The sequence below is a fragment of the Bradyrhizobium sp. URHC0002 genome (assembly GCF_054059515.1).
Genome location: NZ_JBSSCF010000001.1, coordinates 115,116 through 136,328, shown reverse-complemented (window position 1 = coordinate 136,328; position 21,213 = coordinate 115,116). Strand labels below are relative to the sequence as shown.

Sequence of the window (21,213 nt, the reverse complement as noted above, 5' to 3'; positions counted from 1 at the left end):
GTTCTGAAAAGGGAGTTCGGCGGCGCGCTACTTCAGCGTGTAGGCAAGTTTTGGCGGAATTCGACGCTGTGTCAACCGGCCGGCTTACACGCTCAGGATTCTGCGGCGAGCTTTGGCGAGGATTCGACGAGGGTCAATCTGTTGAAGGGGATGCCGGCCTTCACAAGGCCGCCACGGTAATGGGCAACATCGCCCGGCAGCTTCCAGCGGAAATTGCGCAAGTGCCGGTCAACGGTCAGGCCGGGATAGTTGCTCAGCAGAACCTCGGTGGCGTTTACCGCTTCCGCAGTCCGGCCCAATTGAGCCAGGGCCGCAGCCCGGATGGCGAGCGCCTGAAGATGATTGGGATTCACATAAAGCTGTTCGCGCGCCCAGGACAGCGAAGCATCGTACTGTCCGAGCAGGTAATGGGCGAACGCGTTCACGGCGGCCCATTGGTACCGGGGGTCGTTGCTGCCGCTCTGCGCCGCCGTCGTAAACAGTTCGATAGCGTGCCGATGTTCGCCGCACACGAGATGACAGACCCCAAGCACGCCGCGGGCGCCCATATCATACGGATTGAGCCCGACTGCCCGCTTGGCGGCATCCATCGCCGCGTCGTACTGCCCTTCAGCCGCGTGAACGTAGGCGAGAATCTGGAACGCGAAGGACGAACGGGGATCGAGCCGGACGCTGCTCTCCGCAAGGCACATCGTGGAATCCCACACTTCGCGCGTGCCCTTGATCCAGCCGAGCTGGATGGCCTGAACCTGGATGGTGGCGAGATAGGCGCGCGCGATCGACAGCGTCGGATCGAGCGCGATGGCTTCCTTGAACAGGCCGATCGAGGTTTCGACGTCGGCTTTGGTCTGCAGGTAATAGTAGGACAGCCCCTTGAGGAAGCGATCCCATGCGGTGATGTCGTTCGACGACGAGCGGGGCGGGGCGGAGGCCTCCGCCCGGTAGATCTCGGCCGCGATCGCCGCGGACAGGCTGGTCGTGAGCTCATCCTGCATCGCAAACAGGTCGCCGATGTCGCGGTCGAACCGGCCGGTCCACAACTGCTCGCCATTCTCCGGCGCAATCAGCTCGGCGGTGACGCGGATCTTGGTTGCGGCGCGCCGGACCGAGCCCTGGATCAGGTAGCTCGCATCGATCTCGCGCGCGATCAGGCGGGTGCTCACATTCCGGCCCTTGAAGGAGAAGGTCGAGTTGCGGCTCAGTACCCGGTAGAACGATTGCAGTGAAAGCGCGTGGATCAGGTCTTCGGTCAGCCCGTCGGAAAAATACTCGTCCGCGCTTTCGCTCAGATTCGCAAACGGCAGCACGCCCACGATCGCCGTCCGATACTGGGCCGGAAGATTGGTGACCGATGTTTCGGTCGCGGCTTTGGGCATAGGTCCGCTGGCGTCGGAGCCGGCGGGTTGCCAGGTCCAGACCTGGATCGGCTCGTCGATGTTCTTGAACCGGTGCGGGCCGGCGTCGGCGAGCGCGACGCTGAGGCGTTTGCCGGCCTCATGGCAGGCCTTGCCCGAAACCGCCACGCCGCCGGGGGCGGCGACCGATTCGAGGCGGACGGCGATGTTGACGTTGTCGCCGAACACCTCGTCCTCGTCGGCCATCACGTCGCCCATGTGGATGCCCATGCGGAACTGCATGGATCGATCGGCAGGGAGGTGCTCGTTTCGCTCGGCCATCACCATCTGCATCGCGATCGCGGCCTCGATGGCGCCGACGATAGAGGGAAACTCCAGCAGAAAGCCGTCGCCGGTGTTCTTCACCAGGCGGCCGCCGTGATTGAGGATGATCGGGTAGATCGCGGTGCGATGGGCCTTGAACGTGGCGTGCGTCCCCGCCTCGTCGGCTCCCATCATGCGGGAATAGCCGGCGACGTCCGCGCACACGATGGCTGCAAGGCGTCTTTCCATGTCTCGACTATATCCCCAATGGCGCTGGAATGAGCTGGATAACAACTACGTGGTCGGTCGACCGATTCCAATGTTTATAAAATATGCGCAATCTCGTGGAAGCCCGATTTGCTCATGATAGTACTGCAAACCGTCTAGAATTGGCACACGCGCAAATCAGCACACGCTCAAATTAAGAGTAGGCAGGGTTAGGGAACCGGTCAAATGATGGTTGAGACGCTCGGCATTCACGAACTCTGGCTTTTCATCCTCTCCGGGTTGCTGCTCAACATCACGCCGGGGCCGGACACGGCCTATATTATCGGCCGCAGCATCCAGTTCGGCTGGCGCGGCGGGGCGGCAGCGGCGATCGGCATCTGCTGCGGCTGTCTGGTCCATGTATTCGGCGCCGCCATCGGGCTTTCGGCGCTGTTGATGGCGTCATCGACCGCCTTCACGGTGCTGAAATGGGCCGGTGCCGCCTATCTGTTGTTTACGGGCGTCCAGATGTTGCTGTCACATTCACGCCCGCTGGTGGAGGCGGCCGGGGAAAGCAACGAGACGTCGCTTTCCCGCGTGTTTTGGCAGGGCGCGTTGACCAACGTGCTCAATCCGAAGGTGGCGCTGTTCTTTCTGGCATTCCTGCCGCAATTCGTGGTGGCGGAATCTGCCCACAAGACGCTGGCCTTCCTGGCTCTGGGCATGATCTTCATCTCCACCGGCACGCTGTGGTGCCTCGGGATTGCAGCCTTCGCGGCGAGAGCGGCCAGCCGTATCCGGCAATCGGCCAACGTGATGGCCTGGATCAACCGCGTACTCGGCGGGCTGTTCGTCTATCTCGGCATCCGCGTTGCGATGCTGGAGGCGCGATAGGTTCGACTGTCCGCCTGTCCTCAGAATTCCGTCGCTGGGAATTCGCAGGCTTTCCTGCGCGGCTTCCGGGGAAGTTACGACATCAGCTTCGCAAGCGCATTGCTGGCGAGGTAGAGGCCGAGAACAATCATGCCGATCTGGAACCAGTGCCGAAAGACTTCAGGCTGAAGTCGCGTCCGCACCGCCTGTCCGACAAACATGCCGGCAAAGGACGCCGCCATGGCCACCGCGCCCGGCAGTGCGGTTGCGGCCGTCAGCAGACCGGCGCCGGTGAGGTTGAGGCCAAGTGCGAGGGTCGCGACCGTGAAGAACACGCCCAATGCCTGGATCAGCTCTTCCTTCTCCATGCCGATCGCCTGCAGGAACGGCACCGACGGAATGACCTGCACGCCGGTGGCCGCCGAAATCATGCCGGTGATCAGCCCGACGATGCCGCCGACCCACTTTTCGTTTCGGCGGGCAACGGTGAAATCGAATTTGCTCAGGCCGATGACGGCATTGATCGCCAGCAGCAGGCCGAGTGCGATCGTGGTGTAGCGCGCATAGGGCCCCGTCAGCGATCCCGCGTTCAGCCAGATGCCGGCGGCCGTTCCGGCCAGCAATGGCCATAGCCGCCGGAAAATATCGCGCAAGTAAGGACCGCCGAAGGTTTGCCAGATGTTGGTGACGATCGCCGGCACGATGACGATGGCGATCGCCTGGGCCGGCGGCATCGACACGGCAAGCAGGCCCATCGACACCGTCGGCAGGCCGAGCCCGAGTGCGCCCTTCACGAAGCCTGCGAGCAGGAAGGTGGCGGTGACGAGGAGAAGCAGGGAATCGAACATGGGGGCGACATTGACCTATCGGCATAAAGCGCACAATCTGGAGATTACGGAGACAGCCTTCGGCTAGGCCGAAGGCTGGGTTGACTCTTCCGTCATTGCGAGCGAAGCGAAGCAATCCATCTATCAGTTCTGCCGCGCCAGGATTGCTTCGCTTCGCTCGCAATGACGGCTCAAAGCCGATCACTTCGCAAGGAATACCGATGCGCTTCGATCTGGTCGATCTTCAGCTCTTCGTCGCGGTGGCCGAGACGCGCAGCATCACCAACGGCGCGGCAAAAGTTCATCTCGCGCTGGCCTCGGGGAGTGAGCGAATCAAGGGGCTGGAAGAAGCGCTCGGCGTATCGCTGCTGGCGCGCGGCCGACGCGGCGTCGAGCTGACGCCGGCCGGCGAAAGCCTGCTCGATCACGCCAGGCTCGTGCTCCACAATGTGGAGGCGATGCGCGGCGATCTGGCCGCTTTTGCCCGCGGTGAGAAGGCCACCGTCCGCTTCTTCGCCAACACATCGGGGCTTTCGGAATACCTGCCGAAGGCACTGGCTGCCTTTCTGGCCGCGCATCCTCACATTTCGATCGACGTCGAGGAACGCGAAAGCGCCGACATCGCCCGCGCGATTCTGACCGGCGCCGCCGATCTCGGACTCGCCGCCGAACACGCGCTTGCGGACAATATCGAGCGGATCCCGTTCAGCGAAGACCGCCTGGTGCTGGTCACCTCGCGCGAGGACGAACTGGCGAACCGGCGGCAGGTCGATTTTAGTGAAGTGGTGGAGCGCGATTTCGTCGGACTGATCAGCTCGATCGCGTTGCACACCCATATCAGTGGGCACGCGGCGCGGCTCGGCGCGCGTCTGCGCTTTCGTGCGCGGCTGAACAGTTTCGATGCGATCGGCCAGATGGTCGCCGCCGGCATCGGGATCGGCGTGATGCCTGAAGTCGCGGCAAAACGATGCGCGCGATCGATGAAGATCAATGTCGTCAGGATCAGGGATAGCTGGGCCAACCGGCGGCTCGTGATCTGCACGCGGAGCTTTCGGGCGTTGCCCAAGCCGGCGCAGCAATTGGCCGAGCATCTGCGCAAGTGCGCGCCGCGTTGAAGGCCGGGAGGAGACCGACATGCTTAAAAGTCGGGGGATGCCGCGCTATGGGAACGCGAAGCGTTCCGAAGCCACATCATGATTCCGTTCGGGGAATTGCGTGGACGCCTTGATTCTCGATGGGCGGAAGCCTGACCTCATTTGCCCGTGGCAAGGCCAGCGGCCTTGATGACGTGCGCCCACTTCTGGGTCTCGGCTCCGATGTAGTCGCGAAAATGCCCCGGCGTGTCGCCGGCAACCGTCAGGCCCTGATCGGCGAGCTTCTGCTTCACCTGCGGGTCGTTCATCGCCTCGTTGGCGATACGGTTCAGAGTGGTGACGATCGCCTCGGACGTCCCGCCCGGCGCGACCATGCCGTACCAGTTTTCGATCAGGAGGCCTGGCATGCCGACCTCCGCGGTGGTCGGTACGTCAGGTGAGGTGGGCGCGCGTTGCGGAGCGCCAAGCGCAATCGGGCGCAGGGTGCCCGCCTTGATATGCGGCAGCAGCACCGGCAAATCGAGGAACGCCATCTGCACCTGCTGGCCGAGCAGATCGTTGATGGCGGGCGCCGCGCCCCGGTAGGGCACGTGCACAATGTCGATCCTGGCCGTCAGCTTGAGCAATTCACCGGCAAGATGCGGCAGGCCGCCGACGCCGGCGGATGCGAAATTGAGTTTCCCCGGCTGGGCCTTGGCGAGCGCGACCAGGTCCTTCATGTCGCTGGCGGGCACGTTGCTGGCGACGACAAGCATTTCCGGCACCGTCGCCACCAGCGTGACGGGCGCAAGATCCTTCGTCACGTCGTAGGGCACCTTCTCCATCGTCGGGTTGATGACCAGCGCGCTCGCGCTAACGATCCCGATCGTGTAGCCGTCGGGGGCTGCCTTGGCGATCGCATCGGTGCCGAGCACGCCGGCCTGGCCGCCGCGATTGTCGATCAGCACCGGCTGCCTGGTGATTTCCGACATGCGCTGGCCGACCAGGCGCGCGATGATGTCGTTGGGACCCCCGGCCGGGAACGGCACGATCAGCTTGATGGGTTTTGCGGGGAAGTCCTGGGCCGAGGCCAGGGCGGGTAACAACAGCAGCGTCAGTCCGGCAAGCAGCTTGCTCAGCAGTCTCATGACTACTCCCCGACGGCGCATCTGTCGTGCGCGTTGGCGGGCATCGTACGCGATGAAGTGTTCGATGCAAGGTTTTGTCGGCTGGGACCGGAGCCGCGCCTCGTCAAAGCATGAGTTCGTCGGTGCGCGCGAGCCTGACCGATCGTTGCGTGATCAGATTGCCCCAGACCCAGTTGTGGTGACGAATGACGCTCGCCGCGTCGAGGTGGGGACGGTCGTTCAAGGTGTGGGCGTCCGCGACCACGACGACATCGTAATGGTTTGAAACAGCGGACCGCACAGTCGCATCGACGCAAAAATCCGTCGCCCATCCCGCGACGAGGACCCGGTCCGGCGCGATCGCTTGCAGGCGGGCGGAGAGTTCGGTCCCGGCAAAAGGATCGTTCAGGGTCTTCCGAATCACGACATCGGCAGGGTCGCGGCGCAGTTCTGGAAGCAGGGCCCAACCCGGCGTTTCCGGCTCGAAATCATCTCCCTTGCCGCCGCAGTGCTGGACAAAGATGACGCGGCCTGACCGTTCGCGGACTTTGGCCGCGAGCAGGTTGATGCGCCCGATGACGCCGTGCAGATCGTGCTTCGGCTGCCCGGCGAGGAGCCCGACCTGCATATCGACGACGATCAATGCATCCATCGGGCCCTGCGCGGTGGTGTCCCTAGCTGTTGAGAAGTTTCAGCGTGGCCTCGTGCAGGCGGGGGTCGCCGGCCGCGACGATGCGGCCTCCGCTCTGGGCGGGCTTGCCTTCCCAGTCGGTCACGACGCCGCCGGCGCCGGTGACGATCGGGATCAAGGCTGCGATGTCGTAGGGCTTGAGTTCGGTCTCGATCACGAGGTCGAGATGGCCGGCCGCCAGCATGCAGTAGGAATAGCAGTCGCCGCCATAGCGCGACAGCTTTACCGCACTCTCGACCCGGCCGAAGATCTCGCGGTCGGCGGCGTTCATCAGCAGTGGACTGGTGGTGAAGGAGGTCGCTTCCTTCAGCGTCGCGCAGCGCCGCACCGTCAGCCGCCGCTCACCGGACGGCCCGGAATACTGCGCCGAGCCGGAATCGCCGGAAAAGCGCTCGCCGATATAGGGCTGGTGCATCATGCCGAACACCGGCGTGCCCTTGTGCAGGAGCGCGATCAGTGTGCCCCAGATCGGAAATCCCGCGATGAAGGAGTTGGTGCCGTCGATGGGATCGAGCACCCAGACATATTCGGCGTCCTCGCGCTCGTTGCCGAACTCCTCGCCGACGATGCCGTGCTCGGGAAAGTTGGCCTTGATCAGGCGGCGCATCACCGCTTCGGCGGCGCGGTCGGCCTCGGTGACCGGATCGAAGTCGCTGGCGCTCTTGTTGTCGATCGAGAGCGAGGTCCGGAAGAACGGCAGGATGGTTTCGCCGGACGCAGTCGCGAGGCGGCCGATGAAGGCTGTGAAATCGATGACCGTCACGGCTGTCCCTTACCGCACTAGAGAAAGAATTCTTGCCTCTTGCCTAGCTCAATCCGCACCGTCGCGCACCGCCAACGGCGCGTTATTCCCATTCGTATTACGAACTGGCTTTCGAATCGGCTTTCGAAAAGGCTTCGTTTAAGCGTGGATTTTTGGTTAGCCCTGCCATCACGAAGTTGCGAGTTTTGGCATACCAGCACTGCAGTGGGGCCGGGACTTGGCCAGGTGTCCTCATAACATATTGATTTTGCTTGCTTAAAACTCATGTCGGAGCGGTGTTGCCGATCCGCCAGCCTGTTCCACTTTGGATACAAACCGAACCGAAAACCCTTGCGTTTTGTGCAGCGCGGCCGCATATTGTTGCGGTGCGGTAGGGCCTCGCCCTATCGCTGCCCTCCTTGGGCGTTTCCTCCCTAGACTTGGGCCGCTTGTTCATTCAAGCGGCCCTTTTTTCTTGGGCGAATTTCTCTCTGCTCGTTATTCCCCGATGTGCAATGGCAGATCTGAGGACGACGCGCAGCGCAAGTCGGAATGATGAAGTTAGAGTCTACTCCGCCGCCGCCTGGAACGGCCCGAGATCCCCGAGCGGCACCTTCGCCAGTGCGTCGGCGAGCGCGGCGAAATCGGTGGCCACTTGCGCAAAGCGCGGGCTGCGCTCGCGCCGCCGCTCGTCCATATAGATCGCACGGTTGAGCTCGAGCTGCACGGTATGCAGTCCGCTGGCCGGGTTGCCGTAGTGCTCGGTGATGAAGCCGCCGGCATAGGGCTTGTTGCGGCCGATCGAATAGCCGAGCTTGCTCATGATTTCCTCGACGACATCGGGCAGCAGGCTGGCGCAACTGGTGCCGTAGCGGTCGCCGATCACGATGTCGGGCCGCCGCGGCTCGTCGCGCGAGACGCCCACCGACGGCATCGAATGGCAATCCACCAGGATCACGGTCCCGAACGCCTGATGGGCCTTGTTGATCAGCCGCCGCAGCGCGCGGTGATACGGCTTGTAGAGCGCCTCGATCCGCCCCAGCGCGTCGTCCACCGAAAGCCGTTCGCGATAGATTTCCTGCCCGTCCCCGACCACTCGCGGGATGGTGCCGAGGCCGCCGGCCACCCGCATCGAGCGGGTATTGGCGAAGCTCGGCAGGCGCCCGGTGAACATCCGCGGATCGAGCTCATAGGGCTCGCGGTTCACGTCGACATAGGAGCGGGGGAAATTGACCCGGACGGTCGGAAAGCCCTGCTCGCTCAGGTCTCCAATCAACTCGTCCATGAACGAATCCTCGGAGCGGCGCAGCGCGGCGAGGTCGATCCGGGACGCGTTGAGAAACTCGAGCGGATACACCGATCCGGAATGGGGCGAGTTGAAGATGATCGGCGCACGCCAATGCGCGGGCTCCACGATCTCGAACGGGGGCGACAGCTCGCCATCAAACTGGGTCATCGTGGGGCGCCGTCCCTTGAATGTCCGCATTTCCCTTCGGCGGAATCGACCATGCGACCGATTCTGCCGAAGGGCAGGGCTTTGTAAGGATGTATTGTCCGTAATCGTAATCATTCTGCCAAGCGAAAAAAGCCGCTGAACTACTGGAAGGTGTCGCAAACGCCTGAAAAGCGCCGCCTTGATCTATCTTGGTACATTTCGCTACAGAAATAGCGCCGCCCGCCGCCGCCAAGACACCGTTACCTTTTAACTGAAATTTACCCTCTGTCGGGCTTAGTGGGCGCCAATGATCCTCCAAGCCAGGCTCGATGACTGACCGCCATGCACAAGATTCTCCTCGCCGAAGACGACAACGACATGCGCCGCTTCCTGGTCAAGGCGCTGGAAAACGCGGGGTTTCAGGTCTCGCCCCACGACAATGGCTTGTCGGCCTATCAACGGCTGCGCGAGGAGCCATTCGAGATGCTGCTCACCGATATCGTGATGCCCGAAATGGACGGCATCGAGCTGGCGCGCCGGGCCTCGGAACTCGACCCCGACATCAAGATCATGTTCATCACCGGCTTTGCTGCGGTGGCGCTGAATTCCGATTCGGAAGCGCCCAAGAACGCCAAGGTGCTGGCCAAGCCGGTTCACCTGCGTGAACTGGTCAGCGAAGTGAACAAGATGCTGGCGGCCTGATTCGGCCTCGATTTCCGTCGAAATCACATCAGAAATTACGTCCAAGCGTCCTTGCGGGCGCGCTTTGGAGCCGATATACGGACCCCACCCAATACGATTAAAGCTGGAGCGGGATGACAAGGTCATTCCATTTCCAGGGCGCGTAGCTCAGCGGGAGAGCACTACCTTGACATGGTAGGGGTCACAGGTTCGATCCCTGTCGCGCCCACCACCAACTCTCTGTTTTCTCAGCATTTCTGGAATCACCCTCGCCCCGATCGCGTGCAAATCCTTCTTCGTCAACAGTACGTCAACAGCAAATAGCGGCCTGCCGCAGTGCTGCTGGATTAGTGCGATTACGCAATCGGTGGCCAGCGCGACATCCGCGAGCATTTCCGGATCGTCTGACTCGTAATTCGCCGTTGTGCGCGAGCCGTCACGCACGACGTGACCCATCCACAATGAGCGCTGCTCGCGCGGCACATTCCGGAAAAGCTTCTTTATTTGGTCGGCCATGAAATGGCGCAAGCTGTACTGCGAAAACCCCATCAGTCCGAGCTCTGCGCCGATACGTCGAAAGGCGCGCTTCACGGTTGCGACACGCTTGCCCTTGTACACGATGAGTCCGAGCTCAGGTGGGGTCCGATCCGCGGCAAGGGCGGCCGCTCGCCGAGCCTCATCTTCTATGTTCCAGACCGGCAGCCAGCCCGCGAGGCACCCCGTGAGCGGCTGGCGGGGCCGGCGCTTCTTCGTGGGTACCCAACCGATCGGAGCGAGATCAATCAAGCCACCGTTCCAATCAACCTGAGTTGCCGGATCGAAATCGATGATGGCTTGTGGCCGAGCCCATGTGCACAGACTTATTATGGCGAAACGGAAGAGATGGGGGGTTTTGAGTGATTCCAGCACCGCGGCCATCTGCTCGACGGAGAGTGTCGCCGGTCGCGGCCGACGTGCTGGGATTTTGAGTTCAGTAGCGATTGCCTCACGTTTCCACACTATTTTCGGCGCGTGGCTCATCAGCGCCGTCTCGACCTTGTTACCGACGGCATCCAATCGAATTTTGGTGACGCATGCGTCGTTGAATGCAGATCTCATCACATTGAACAACCGTTCGATGTAGCCCGCGGAATGCCGGTGTTTTTCGACGCACCATTTAGCCAACTCGAGCTGCCGGGCTGGCGTCCAAAATGCGACAGGTGCATCGATCTTGCTTATGCTGGCAAGATAGTCCGTGAACAGCTCCACCGCCCGCTCGGCCGCACCCTCTGATGCAATGTGTGACCCGCGTTCGTCGAGATATGCCTTGAGCGCGGCCACACTGAGGATCTGGTCGGGTCCGGGTGGTCCTACCCGGTTCGCGCTGCTGGGAGCGGACGCGACAAGCGCCGCAAGCCTGACTTTGGCCTCTTCGAAATCTGTTGTCTTAAGACTTCTGCGGCGGACTTGGCGAGTTCCGGGGTCATATCTGCAAGCGTACCAGAAGCCGAGATGCTCTGGATGGGGGCGCTCGAGATAGTAGCCGCCGAGCTCGAATCTCCACTGCTGCTGAGTGCCTGGTGAGGCGCCCTGCTGTCTAATTGCGGGCATTCAGATATCCTAAGATATGTACGGTCAATGTAGCTCTGCACCTGCTCTGGCGTATAGCGAGGCCCGCCGCTTTTCTTTCGGAAACTGTAGAACTCGATCCTTGGCGGGTTCGCTCGGCGGGCGCGCCGCAGCTCCGCCTTCGTGAGCATAGGCCATCGCTCGAGCACCTCGTTTTCAAACAAGAAATCCGCCGGATCAATGACACGCATCGAAAATTTCTCTCACGGCCAATCGAGCAATGAGCTCGGACGAACCATCACGGTCGCAGAGGGCTGACCCGAGGTGAACAAGTTGATGCTGAGGTCGTTGAATCGGTGGCCAAGTCGTGCAAATAGGTGGGTTGCTCCGAATGTCGTTGAGCTCAACTCCGCCTGCGCGAGCCGCCGACAGACTACGAATCTGAGGGTCGGACGTTCGAATCGTTCCGGGCGCGCCAGCTATCTTCTTCATGTGTCGTCGATTTTCAGTACGTCCCCCGGACTAAAATTTGCGTTTAGTCTGGGATTTAGTCTGGGGAAATTTTTCGCCGGCAAGCTCCGCTGCTTTCCGTCCCGGATTGGAAGCGTGACCGCTTCCAATCTGCCCTTGTCTGCTCGGAGAGCCCAAACCGGGGCGGCGTCAGGCCGTCAAGGCCGAAGCCGCGAAGCGGGGGCGCGATAGCGTCCGCCTTTACTGCCTGACGCCGGTCCGGTTCACTGTCGCCGGCAGCAAGCCGACCGCGGACGTCATCTGGCCGCATCGAACTCGCGCTTCGGTCGCCATGCGACGGGATCAGCAATCCAGCGGTTGATGTCGGACTCATGCCAGCCGCTCCCGTTGACGCTGATCCTGATCTGCGGCGGGAACGTGCCCTCGGCGATCTTGCGGTAGATGGTGGACCGGGACAGCCCGGTCCGGGAAAGAACGGTTATGAGGCGGATGATACGTTCTGGTTCGCGCATAGCTGCGCTGCCTCCTGCTGGCTACTTCTGAGGGCCTCTGAGCCCAGACAGGACAAGCAAGTGTAGGCGGGCAAGAGGGTTGTTCGACCCGTCGTAGCGTGGCGTCGAGACGGCGGCAGATGGATGGATCAAATTCCGATGCCGCGGCCTCTGCCGATGTCGAGGCCGTGAGTGAAAGCCAATTCCTGGCCGAGTCGGCGGCCTGATTCGAACGATATGCCGAGCTCTCGCTTGCGGTTGGCGAGGATGGATTCCAGTTGCGGATCGCGTTCAAGGCTTTTGGCCATGTCGCCCATCGCCGAGCGCGTCGCCTTGTAGCCGGAGATGTCGCCCGCCTGATAGTGGCGCTGGCTGGCCTGGTCGAGCTTCTGCCAGCGTTCCACGAAACGGTCGGCACGGCGGCCGGGATCGGTGCGCAACTCGGTCTCGAGCTGGAGAGCGCGGACGGCGCGGGCGGAGTTGCCCGAAGCGGCTTCAAGCGCGAGTTCCGGGTTCTTCTTGTAGGCCGCTTCGGCGTCGTGCGAGCCGTACGGCCGCACCTCCTCGAAGACCTTGCGGGCCTCCTGCAATTCCTTCACCTGCTCCGGGCTGGCCTTGCCGCCCTGCTCCTGCATATCGAAGATCGCATTCACGGCTCGGGCATGACGGATGAGAGCCTTCGTGCGGGCCTTACGCAGCGCCGCTTCCGGGTCTTCCACCACCTTCCTTTCCGGCGCTTCCCGTTGCGGCCTCCGCGCGCTGCCTGTGCCAGGCACAGCTTCGGCAGACGGGCGCAGGCCATCGAACATGCCGCGCAACTTTTCCGGAACGACCTTGCGCACGATCTCGGCCAGGCGCTCGCGGAAGGTGATCCCACGCCGCTCGGCATAGTTTTGGGCCGGATCGGCGCGTTCGTAATCCGAGGCCATGTCTTTGGCCCGGTCGCGCGACAGGGTGCGGACAAGCCGGTCCCGACTGGCAAAATCGTCACGGCCATAATGCAGGTCCACACCGTCGCGGTGCCGCGACAAGGCGACATAGCTGCCATGGACGTCCATGCCTGGCGTCGCCAGCACATGGGCGCGGTCCACCGTCATGCCCTGAGCCTTGTGGATGGTCGCGGCATAGCCATGGTCGATCCGGTTATAATCCCTGAGGTCGAAGCGAACGGATCGGCCATCGTCGGTCTGCACGGCCATGGATTGCGCGCTGACCTGTTCGATGGTTCCAAGCGTGCCGTTCTTCACGCTGAGTCCGCGCTCGTTTTGCAGGAACATGACGCGGTCCCCGCTGGCGAAGCGGCGCTCGCCGCGCTCGACCGTCAGGCGCACGTCATCCCCAAGACCACCCTCAACCCGCATCCGCTCCCGCGCAGCCTCGTTGAGGGCGCGGACCTCGTCGTTGGTGTGGGTGAGAATGATCCGGCTGCGCTTCGGTGCTGCCTGCCGGTCGCGATCCCAGCGCTCGATCAGATCGCCGCGCGCCTGCTCGCGTGTTGCCGCCTCATGCACCATGCCTCGGGAGCGGTAGGCTTCGAGCGCATTGCCGGTCCTGCCGGTCGCCAGATCGCGCGTGGCATCGCGCTGCCAGTCCTCGCGCTGGCGGCGCACCTCGCCGATTTCGGCCCCGCCGTGACGTTCATGGATGGACCGGAACGCCGCGCCAGCTTCGATGGCTTGCAACTGCTTGACATCGCCAACCAGCACGACTTTCGCGTTGGCCTCTGCCGCATGCGATAGGACGCGCTCCAACTGGCGCGTGCCGACCATGCCCGCCTCGTCGATTACCAGAACGTCGCGCGCAGTGAGAAGATCGCGACCCTGTCCCCAGCCATGTTCCATGCTGGCGATGGTGCGGGACGCAATGCCCGATCCGCTTTCGAGATTTTCCGCAGCGATGCCGGAAAGAGCGACACCGCGAACCTCATAACCCGCCGCTTCCCATGCCCCCCGCGCCACGCCCAGCATGGCGCTCTTGCCGGTCCCGGCATAGCCGACCACGATCGAAAGATCGCGCCCGTCCGTGACATGCGTCAGCGCGTCGGCCTGCTCGCGGGACAGGACAAGGCCGCGCTGTTCGCCAGGTGCCAAAGCGGCTTGGCGGTGCCTGTCATTCACCTCATGGCGTTCCCGCTCGGCCATCAATTCCGCTGCGCGGTGCAGGCGTTGTTCCGCCTCGATCATCTGCCGGGTAGTGAAGCGACTATCGCCGCGCCCGTCCCTGCCGAGTTCGACCAGATCGGGCGCTCCGCGCATCGCACCCATGACCTTATTAAACTGGTCGATGCCGTCGCTGTGACGATGCGCAAACTTCGCCATGTCGCGGCTTGTGAAGGTCGATTGCTGATGAGTGATCGCGTGCAATGCAAGCGAAGGATCGGCGATGATCCGCGCGCCATTGACGCGCGCAATCTCGTGGTGCATCTCGGCGCGGTCGGCCTCGATCCCTTCGCCCTCGATGCGCCGGTCCTCGATACCTTTGGCGGGCGCACCGATCTGGCTTTGCGGCTCCAGCGCGATGCCCTGCGCCTCTAGGCTGCGATGGTCGATGCGCGCGTCAATGTCGAGTTCGGCCAGGCGCTCATTGGCGAGCTCCGCCCAGCGTTCGCGCCAGCGCTCGACCATCTCCGTGCGGTTCCAGTCCCGCACCTTCGGGCCGAAATCGTTCTCGTCCACCGCGCGCATTGTCAGCATGACATGGGCATGCGGTTTGGGGCTTCCATCCTCCGCCATATCCCAATGCACATTGAGATCGGCGATCATGCCCCGGTCCACAAACTCAGCCTGCACGAAGTCGCGGGCCAGCTCGATGCCCTGAGCCTGGGTCATCTCGCGGGGAAGCGCGAATTCCACCTCGCGGGCAAGCTGGGCGTCCTTGCGGACTTCGAACGCCTCGACATCGTTCCAGAGCCGTTCGCGGTCCTTCCACACAGCGGGCGCGTTCTCCGGCAGCAGCACCTCGGAATGGACGACGCCGCGCTTTGCGGAAAAATCGTGGCTGCGATCAAGCCGCTCGTCGCGCAGCCGCGAGCCCGAGCGGTAGGCGGCTGACGCCACCGCGCTGCTCCCGGCCTTGCGGCCAATGACCTTGACGTGAAGATGATAGATCGCCATCGCGATCGGATCAGTGGCACGGTCAAGCGCACGTCGGAACGACGTATAAGCGCGCCCTCCCTCGAAAAATTCTCGGGCGGGACTACACCGTCTCAAGCCGTCCCGGCGACGTTAAAGCATTATGCCCAGGGCTCAACTATCATCGCTCCATCAACATTGCTGGAGGACGTGATGCGCAAGCCGCGGGATTTCGACGGGGAACTGAAAGCGCTTCAGGACAAGGCGCGCGACCTCAAGAGCCGCAAGGTGCAGCAGCTCGGCGAGTTGGTCATCGCCACCGGGGCAGACAGCCTCAGCGTCGATGAACTGGCAGGCGCGCTGATCGTGCTGACTGAGACCAAAGATGCTGGAAAGAGGGAGGCATGGGCCAGGCGAGGAGCTGCGTTCTTTCAGAGCCGGGCGCGGCGAACTGCTCCGGCAGCTGAGCGCCACACTGGCGGCGCTCGAGCGCAACCGGGCGGCGCGCAACCGTCAACAGGCAACAAGGGCGCGGCATGATATGCGCGCATGGCAAGTCGAGCGCCGCAAGCGCACGCGGCACCTGATTGAACTGGGCGGCCTCGTCGTCAAAGCTGGTGTGGTGGACCTGACCGGCGATGATCGCGCCATCATCCTCGGCGCGCTGCTCTGGATGGCAGACAGGCTCAAAAGCAATCACGGCGAACAGGCGCGGGTGCTCTGGGCCGCAAAGGGAAAGGGGGCATTCGCTGTGGAACGGGCGACAGATGCGTCCACCATCTCGCAGGAAACGCCACAGGATCGGGCATGACCGATGGCCGGCGGCGCGGAGACTCCAAATATCGCAGCGCTGCCCGCCATCGCGCGGCTTGGCGCCGACCGGAAAGCCACCGTACAGTTCCCGCGGCTCCCTGCGCAGATCTTGGTCAGCAATTGCTGTTCAAGGGCAATGTCAATCAGGTTGTCATCCGTGATCATTCGGAACTGGGCGCCAAGGTTGTCACGAAGATCGAAACTACTCAGAGCGCTCCTCCTTTTGCGCGTGGTTATGTCGAAACAACTATTGCGCCTTTTCGATAGGCTATTTGGGATAGATCAACGGGCAACCGACACGCGACCCTGTGCCTCGTCCGCATTTCTTAGGGTCGGTATTGCCATTGCGCGCAACTGTTTTTGCGACGCTCGCGCCAGCAACGTTATAGGAATCGCATAGTTGCAGCGCGATTTTCGGTCTCTTGCTGCGGAGCGCCAGTTCGGTATGGAACGCCGCTCGCTTCCCATTCAGCGACTCGCGTCGCCACCGGAGAGACATTGAATTTATGTTTCACGCGGCTCACGCGCCAATGAAGTTTGGTGCATACTCGGCTAGCTTTTCATGGATGCGCGAACCGGAAGAAACGAAGTTCGCACTGTGTGAAGAGCTCGGCATCGGCCTGGTCGCCTGGGGACCGCTCGGTCAGGGATTCCTGACGGGCGCCATCACAAGGGACATGAAATTCGACGATCCGGACGACCTCAGGAAAGACTTTCCGCGCTTCACCCCTGAAGCGCTGGAAGCCAACTTCAGAATTGTCGATTTCCTCATGGAGCTCGCCGCCCAAAAGGGCATCACACCCGGCTCAGATCGCGCTGGCGTGGCTGCTGGCCCAGAAACCTTGGATCGTACCGATCCCTGGCGGCACCAAGCTTGCGCATCTGGACGACAACCTGGCCGCTGCGAACGTCGAGCTGTCCACCGAAGACCTGGGCGAGATCGATAGCGCCTTCTCCAGCATCGACATCAAGGGCGCGCCGCTTTCGACTGCGCTGGATGCCGCGATCGACCGCTGACCGGCGGTGCACCGGCACGACTGACTGACAGGAGTTTAGAACATGAAAATGCGTGAACTTGGCAGAAGCGGTCTCAAGGTCTCGGCTTTGGGGCTGGGCTGCATGGAATGACCGGCAATTACGGCCCACCCGAAGATAAGCAGGCCACGATCGCGCTGTTGCGGACGGCGTTCGAGCGCGGAGTGACCTTTTTCGATACGGCGGAAGTGTACGGTCCGTTCGCCAACGAGGAACTGGTCGGCGAAGGCTTGGCTCCCGTTCGCGATCGGGTCGTGATCGCCACGAAATTCGGGTTCGACATCGATCCTGCGACGCGCGAGCGGCGCGGCTTTGACAGTCGTCCGGAACATATCAAGAGGGTTGTCGAAGGCGCCTGAAGACGGACCGCATCGATCTGCTCTATCAGCATCGCGTCGATCCGAACGTGCCGATCGAAGAGGTCGCGGGCGCCGTGAAGGACCTCGTCGCCGAAGGCAAAGTGAAGCACTTCGGTCTGTCGGAGACCGGAGCCAAGACCATCCGCCGGGCTCACGCCGTTCGGCCAGTCGCCGCAGTTCAGAACGAGTATTCGTTATGGGCGCGGGATCCGGAAGCAGAAGTGCTGCCAACCTGCGAGGAGCTCGGAATTGGCTTCGTGCCGTGGCGCCCGTTCGGACAAGGTTTCCTGACGGGAAAGGTCGCCCCAGACTCGACCTTCGCGAAATCCGACGTGAGGTCGTGGTTTCCTCGGTTCACGCCTGAAGCCATGAAGAACAACCAGGCTCTGGTTGATCTGTTGGTGCAGATTGCCGAGAGCAAGAAAGCGACCCCGGCACAAATCGCGTTGGCATGGCTGTTGGCGCAAGAACCCTGGATCGTGCCTATCCCCGGCACGCGCAAGCTCAGCCATCTCGATGAGAATCTCGCGTCGATCGAGATCGATCTCACCGCCGACGACCTGCGTGAGATCGACGCTGCTGCATCGACGATCGAAATCCAGGGTGCGCGAGGAACCGGAAACGAACGGTACTTGTAGTCGTCAAGGCTGCAGACGCGTTGCATCGGAGCCGAGCGCAGCGAGCCTGAAGGGCAAAAAGGAAACTCAAAATGACCGAAGCACCCCTTACCGTGTTGGTTGTTGGCGCGACCGGAAGCATCGGGCGCCTGCTTGTCGAGGAAGCTCTCGGTCAGGGCCACGTCGTTCGCGCCTTGGTGCGTACGGAGTGCAAGGCTCGCCAGGTCAACTCTCGGGCGCAGGTGGTCGTCGGCGACGTGACCCGCCCGGATACGCTTGGTGATGTCGTCGACGGTATCGACGCAATCGTTTTCACGCTCGGTTCCGATGGCCTGGGCAAAGCTGGTGCGGAGACGGTCGACTATGGTGGCGTGCGCAATGTCCTTGCGGCGCTGAGTTCAAAGAACGTGAGGATCGCCCTGATGACATCCATCGGGGTGACCGATCGAGTGGGCAGCTACAACCGCACGACCGAGGCCCATGACTGGAAGCGGCGGTCGGAGCGGCTCGTCCGCGCGAGCGGCATGCCGTACACGATCGCACGTCCCGGCTGGTTCGATTACAACGCCAAGGATCAGCACTGGCTCGTCCTGCTACAGGGCGATCGGCGGCACGCCGGCACAGTAGCGATGGGGTCATAGCGCGTCGGCAGATCGCGCAAGTGCTGGTCAACAGCCTCCGCTCCGACCTGGCTTTGCGCAAGACGTTCGAGCTGGTCGCCGATACGGGCGCCGCCACGCACGACTTCGACGCGCTGTTCGCCCGGCTCGATGCCGACCCGGAGGGGGCGCTCGATGGAGTGCGCGACCTGCCCAACATGCCACTTGCGGAGGAGCCGCAACGCGTCCGCGACGATCTTGCAAAGGTCGCCGCGCACCGGGCGGCAGCCGCGGCCTGAAGAGAAAGCGCGGACAACGAATGCAACGGCGACAACCGGTCGCCATTTTCGAGAAGGGAAAGTGCCATGACCAACGTTATCGTCGTCATCGGAGCCGGATCAATCGGCCAAGCGATCGCGCGGCGCGTCAGCGCGGGCAAGCACGTTTTGCTGGCCGACCTGCGTCCGGAGAATGCCGACGCGGCGGCAAAGGTGCTGAGCGAAGCCGGCTTCGAGGTGAGTACCGCGACCGTCGATGTGTCTTCGCGCGAGTCGGTCCACGCGCTCGTTGAGACAGCGACGGCGATCGGCGAGCGCTCCGGCGTCATTCACGCCGCCGGCGTCTCGCCGTCACAGGCACCGCCGGCAGTCATCCTGAATGTCGACCTCTACGGGACGGCACTAGTGCTCGAGGAATTCGGCAATGTCATTGCCCAGGGCGGCTCTTGCGTCGTCATCGCTTCGATGTCCGGCCATCGCCTGCCGGCGCTGACGGCCGAACAGGACAAGGCTCTTGCAACGACACCTGCCGACGAGCTGTTTCGCTTGCCATGTTGCAGCCTGATCCGGTGACGGATCCCCTCCATGCCTATCAGATATCCAAGCGCTGCAATTCGCTGCGGGTCATGGCCGAAGCGGTGAGGTGGGGTAAACGCGGTGCGCGGGTGAACACCATCAGCCCAGGCATCATCATCACTCCGCTCGCCAAGGACGAACTGTCAGGCCCGCGAGGAGAAGGCTACCGGCGCATGATCGATTTGTGTCCGACCGGCCGGGCCGGAACGCCGGATGAGGTCGGGACCGTGGGGGCTCTCCTGATGGGCGCCGACGGCGCCTTCATCACCGGCAGCGACTTCCTCATGGATGGTGGAGTCACTGCCTCTTACTGGTTCGGCGATCTTGCGTCGAAATAACGCGCCGATCTCGCGGCCCCCACGGATTTTTCCTTGTGGGGAACATTCGGCGCCACCGACGTTGATTCAAGACTTCAGCAAGCGACGGAACCCGTGAAATGCACAAACTTGGCACATTCGAGCTTTCTAGGCGGAACATGTTGATGGGAACCGCCGCTACTGTGGCCCTTGGCGTCAAATCGTCGCCTTCCCAAGCTCAGACCAGCCCGCCCGCAGTCCCGGCCATCACCGATGGTCTTGCGAACAGTCGGGTCTCGTTCACGGTCAACGGCTTGCCACGGGACCTGGAACTCGATACCCGCACCACGCTCCTCGATGCGCTGCGCGAGCACCTGCATCTGACGGGTTCCAAGAAGGGTTGCGACCACGGTCAATGCGGCGCTTGCACGGTGATCGTCGACGGACGGCGGATCAACTCCTGCCTGTCGCTGGCTGTGATGCATGACGGCGACAGTGTCACGACGATCGAGGGACTCGGCACGCCCGACAACCTGCACGCGATGCAGGCGGCGTTCGTCAAACACGACGGCTACCAGTGCGGCTACTGCACGCCTGGCCAGATCTGCTCCGCGGTAGCCGTCCTCGACGAGATCAAGGCCGGGATCCCGAGCCATGTCACCGTCGATCTGAACGCGCCGGCACAATTGACGAACGCCGAGCTGCGCGAACGCATGAGCGGCAACATCTGCCGCTGCGGAGCCTACTCCAACATCGCTGAGGCGATCACCGAGGTTGCCGGGAGGCCGTCATGAAATCATTCACCTATGAACGCGCCAAATCGCCCGCTGAGGCCGCAGCGGCTGCTGCACGAGTCCCGGACGCAAAGTTCATCGCGGGCGGCACCAATCTGCTCGATCTGATGAAGCTCGAGATCGAGAAGCCGGCCCACCTCATCGACGTCAACCGTCTGGCGCTCGACAAGATCGAAGCGTTGCCGGACGGCGGATTGCGCATCGGAGCACTGGTCCGCAACACGGATCTCGCCGCCGATGAACGTGTGAAGCGGGACTACGCAGTGCTCTCGCGTGCCTTGCTTGCCGGCGCGTCCGGCCAGTTGCGCAACAAGGCGACTACGGCGGGCAACCTTCTGCAGCGAACCCGCTGTCCCTATTTTTACGACACCAACATGCCATGCAACAAACGCCAGCCGGATAGCGGCTGTTCGGCGATCGGCGGCTTCAGCCGGCAACACGCCATCATTGGCGGAAGTGATGCCTGCATTGCAACCCATCCGAGCGACATGGCGGTCGCCATGCGCGCCCTCGACGCGAAAGTCGAGACCGTGCGCCCCGATGGATCGGCACGTTCGGTCCCGATCGCTGACTTCCATCGGCTGCCGGGTGACACTCCGCAGATCGAGACGGTGCTTGTGCCCGGCGAGCTCATCACGGCGGTCTCGCTGCCGAAGCCTGTCGGCGGTACGCACATCTACCGCAAGGTCCGGGACCGCGCGTCGTACGCCTTCGCGCTGGTTTCGGTCGCAGCCATCGTGCAGCGCGACAGCAGCGGATCCGTCGCGCTCGGAGGCGTCGCCCACAAGCCATGGCGGGTAGAAGCCGCGGAGCGCGAACTGCCGCGCGGCGCCAGGGCGGCGACGGCGCAGCTTCTGGCAGGTGCGCAACCGACCGATCAGAATGCGTTCAAGGTCTCGCTGGCCGAGCGCACGCTCGCCTCAGTGTTGGCGGAAGCGAAAGGCTAGATCC

Annotated in this window: 21 protein-coding genes, 1 tRNA gene and 2 pseudogenes; 16 read left to right on the top strand and 8 right to left on the bottom strand. The window is 62.8% G+C overall.

Going from position 1 to position 21,213, the window contains the following annotated elements:
- Positions 1 to 92: 92 nt before the first annotated feature.
- Complete coding sequence (locus ACVWVY_RS00645; RefSeq protein WP_456624587.1) at positions 93 to 1,907, bottom strand: tetratricopeptide repeat protein; 1,815 nt, start codon at positions 1,905 to 1,907, stop codon at positions 93 to 95.
- A 204-nt stretch (positions 1,908 to 2,111) separates the two neighbouring features.
- Between ACVWVY_RS00645 and ACVWVY_RS00640 the strand changes: the two genes are divergently transcribed.
- Positions 2,112 to 2,759, top strand: coding sequence for a LysE family translocator (locus tag ACVWVY_RS00640; RefSeq protein ID WP_456624586.1), 648 nt, complete (start codon positions 2,112 to 2,114; stop codon positions 2,757 to 2,759).
- A gap of 74 nt (positions 2,760 to 2,833) precedes the next feature.
- On the opposite strand, the gene ACVWVY_RS00635 is transcribed toward ACVWVY_RS00640, so the two are convergent.
- Entirely contained in the window at positions 2,834 to 3,586 is a 753-nt protein-coding gene (locus ACVWVY_RS00635; protein WP_456624585.1) for a sulfite exporter TauE/SafE family protein, read from the bottom strand.
- Between the two features lie 200 nt (positions 3,587 to 3,786).
- On the opposite strand from ACVWVY_RS00635, the gene ACVWVY_RS00630 reads away from it, so the two are divergent.
- Positions 3,787 to 4,680, top strand: a complete 894-nt coding sequence (locus tag ACVWVY_RS00630; RefSeq protein ID WP_456624584.1) for a LysR substrate-binding domain-containing protein — start codon at positions 3,787 to 3,789, stop codon at positions 4,678 to 4,680.
- A gap of 137 nt (positions 4,681 to 4,817) precedes the next feature.
- On the opposite strand, the gene ACVWVY_RS00625 is transcribed toward ACVWVY_RS00630, so the two are convergent.
- From ACVWVY_RS00625 to ACVWVY_RS00610, 4 genes are all read right to left on the bottom strand, one after another.
- Positions 4,818 to 5,786: a Bug family tripartite tricarboxylate transporter substrate binding protein gene (locus tag ACVWVY_RS00625; RefSeq protein WP_456624583.1), complete on the bottom strand. Its 969-nt coding sequence runs from the start codon at positions 5,784 to 5,786 to the stop codon at positions 4,818 to 4,820.
- 103 nt (positions 5,787 to 5,889) lie between these two features.
- Positions 5,890 to 6,417, bottom strand: a complete 528-nt coding sequence (locus ACVWVY_RS00620) for an isochorismatase family protein (RefSeq protein ID WP_456624582.1) — start codon at positions 6,415 to 6,417, stop codon at positions 5,890 to 5,892.
- Positions 6,418 to 6,439: 22 nt separating this feature from the next.
- Positions 6,440 to 7,219 carry a histidinol-phosphatase gene (gene hisN, locus ACVWVY_RS00615; RefSeq protein ID WP_456624581.1) on the bottom strand — a complete coding sequence of 260 codons (780 nt, stop codon included), beginning with the start codon at positions 7,217 to 7,219 and terminating at the stop codon, positions 6,440 to 6,442.
- Positions 7,220 to 7,766: 547 nt separating this feature from the next.
- On the bottom strand, positions 7,767 to 8,654 hold the full coding sequence (locus ACVWVY_RS00610) for an N-formylglutamate amidohydrolase (RefSeq protein WP_456624580.1): 888 nt from the start codon (positions 8,652 to 8,654) through the stop codon (positions 7,767 to 7,769).
- Between the two features lie 321 nt (positions 8,655 to 8,975).
- On the opposite strand from ACVWVY_RS00610, the gene cpdR reads away from it, so the two are divergent.
- Together cpdR and ACVWVY_RS00600 are read left to right on the top strand one after the other, a co-directional pair.
- Positions 8,976 to 9,335: a cell cycle two-component system response regulator CpdR gene (cpdR, locus tag ACVWVY_RS00605; protein WP_074823489.1), complete on the top strand. Its 360-nt coding sequence runs from the start codon at positions 8,976 to 8,978 to the stop codon at positions 9,333 to 9,335.
- Positions 9,336 to 9,471: 136 nt separating this feature from the next.
- A tRNA-Val gene (locus ACVWVY_RS00600) sits at positions 9,472 to 9,546 on the top strand.
- 2,083 nt (positions 9,547 to 11,629) lie between these two features.
- Here the strand turns inward: ACVWVY_RS00600 and ACVWVY_RS00595 are convergent.
- Together ACVWVY_RS00595 and traA are read right to left on the bottom strand one after the other, a co-directional pair.
- A complete protein-coding gene (locus ACVWVY_RS00595; protein ID WP_456624579.1) occupies positions 11,630 to 11,845 on the bottom strand; it encodes a helix-turn-helix transcriptional regulator in 216 nt (71 codons plus the stop codon).
- Positions 11,846 to 11,973: 128 nt separating this feature from the next.
- Entirely contained in the window at positions 11,974 to 14,937 is a 2,964-nt protein-coding gene (gene traA, locus ACVWVY_RS00590) for a Ti-type conjugative transfer relaxase TraA (protein ID WP_456624578.1), read from the bottom strand.
- Between the two features lie 171 nt (positions 14,938 to 15,108).
- Between traA and ACVWVY_RS00585 the strand changes: the two genes are divergently transcribed.
- The 12 genes and pseudogenes from ACVWVY_RS00585 to ACVWVY_RS00530 all read left to right on the top strand — a co-directional run bounded on the left by ACVWVY_RS00585 (position 15,109) and on the right by ACVWVY_RS00530 (position 21,209).
- Positions 15,109 to 15,435, top strand: coding sequence for a conjugal transfer protein TraD (locus tag ACVWVY_RS00585; RefSeq protein ID WP_456632055.1), 327 nt, complete (start codon positions 15,109 to 15,111; stop codon positions 15,433 to 15,435).
- Position 15,436: 1 nt separating this feature from the next.
- Complete coding sequence (locus ACVWVY_RS00580; RefSeq protein ID WP_456624577.1) at positions 15,437 to 15,706, top strand: conjugal transfer protein TraD; 270 nt, start codon at positions 15,437 to 15,439, stop codon at positions 15,704 to 15,706.
- A complete protein-coding gene (locus tag ACVWVY_RS00575; RefSeq protein WP_456624576.1) occupies positions 15,703 to 15,975 on the top strand; it encodes a hypothetical protein in 273 nt (90 codons plus the stop codon). Before ACVWVY_RS00580 ends, ACVWVY_RS00575 begins: the two co-directional genes overlap by 4 nt.
- A gap of 239 nt (positions 15,976 to 16,214) precedes the next feature.
- A pseudogene (locus tag ACVWVY_RS00570) lies at positions 16,215 to 16,451 on the top strand (aldo/keto reductase); the annotation flags it as partial.
- Between the two features lie 13 nt (positions 16,452 to 16,464).
- Positions 16,465 to 16,725: an aldo/keto reductase gene (locus ACVWVY_RS00565; protein WP_456624575.1), complete on the top strand. Its 261-nt coding sequence runs from the start codon at positions 16,465 to 16,467 to the stop codon at positions 16,723 to 16,725.
- Between the two features lie 42 nt (positions 16,726 to 16,767).
- Positions 16,768 to 17,740, top strand: a pseudogene (locus ACVWVY_RS00560) (aldo/keto reductase).
- A gap of 71 nt (positions 17,741 to 17,811) precedes the next feature.
- Entirely contained in the window at positions 17,812 to 18,360 is a 549-nt protein-coding gene (locus ACVWVY_RS00555; protein ID WP_456624574.1) for an SDR family oxidoreductase, read from the top strand.
- Positions 18,361 to 18,380: 20 nt separating this feature from the next.
- A complete protein-coding gene (locus tag ACVWVY_RS00550; RefSeq protein WP_456624573.1) occupies positions 18,381 to 18,617 on the top strand; it encodes a hypothetical protein in 237 nt (78 codons plus the stop codon).
- A gap of 66 nt (positions 18,618 to 18,683) precedes the next feature.
- Positions 18,684 to 19,169 (top strand): SDR family oxidoreductase, encoded by a 486-nt coding sequence (locus tag ACVWVY_RS00545; protein ID WP_456624572.1) that lies wholly within the window; start codon positions 18,684 to 18,686, stop codon positions 19,167 to 19,169.
- Positions 19,166 to 19,510: an SDR family oxidoreductase gene (locus ACVWVY_RS00540; RefSeq protein WP_456624571.1), complete on the top strand. Its 345-nt coding sequence runs from the start codon at positions 19,166 to 19,168 to the stop codon at positions 19,508 to 19,510. Before ACVWVY_RS00545 ends, ACVWVY_RS00540 begins: the two co-directional genes overlap by 4 nt.
- A 98-nt stretch (positions 19,511 to 19,608) precedes the next feature.
- Positions 19,609 to 20,262 carry an aldehyde dehydrogenase iron-sulfur subunit PaoA gene (paoA, locus tag ACVWVY_RS00535; RefSeq protein ID WP_456624570.1) on the top strand — a complete coding sequence of 218 codons (654 nt, stop codon included), beginning with the start codon at positions 19,609 to 19,611 and terminating at the stop codon, positions 20,260 to 20,262.
- Positions 20,259 to 21,209, top strand: a complete 951-nt coding sequence (locus ACVWVY_RS00530; RefSeq protein WP_456624569.1) for an FAD binding domain-containing protein — start codon at positions 20,259 to 20,261, stop codon at positions 21,207 to 21,209. Before paoA ends, ACVWVY_RS00530 begins: the two co-directional genes overlap by 4 nt.
- Positions 21,210 to 21,213 lie beyond the last annotated feature (4 nt).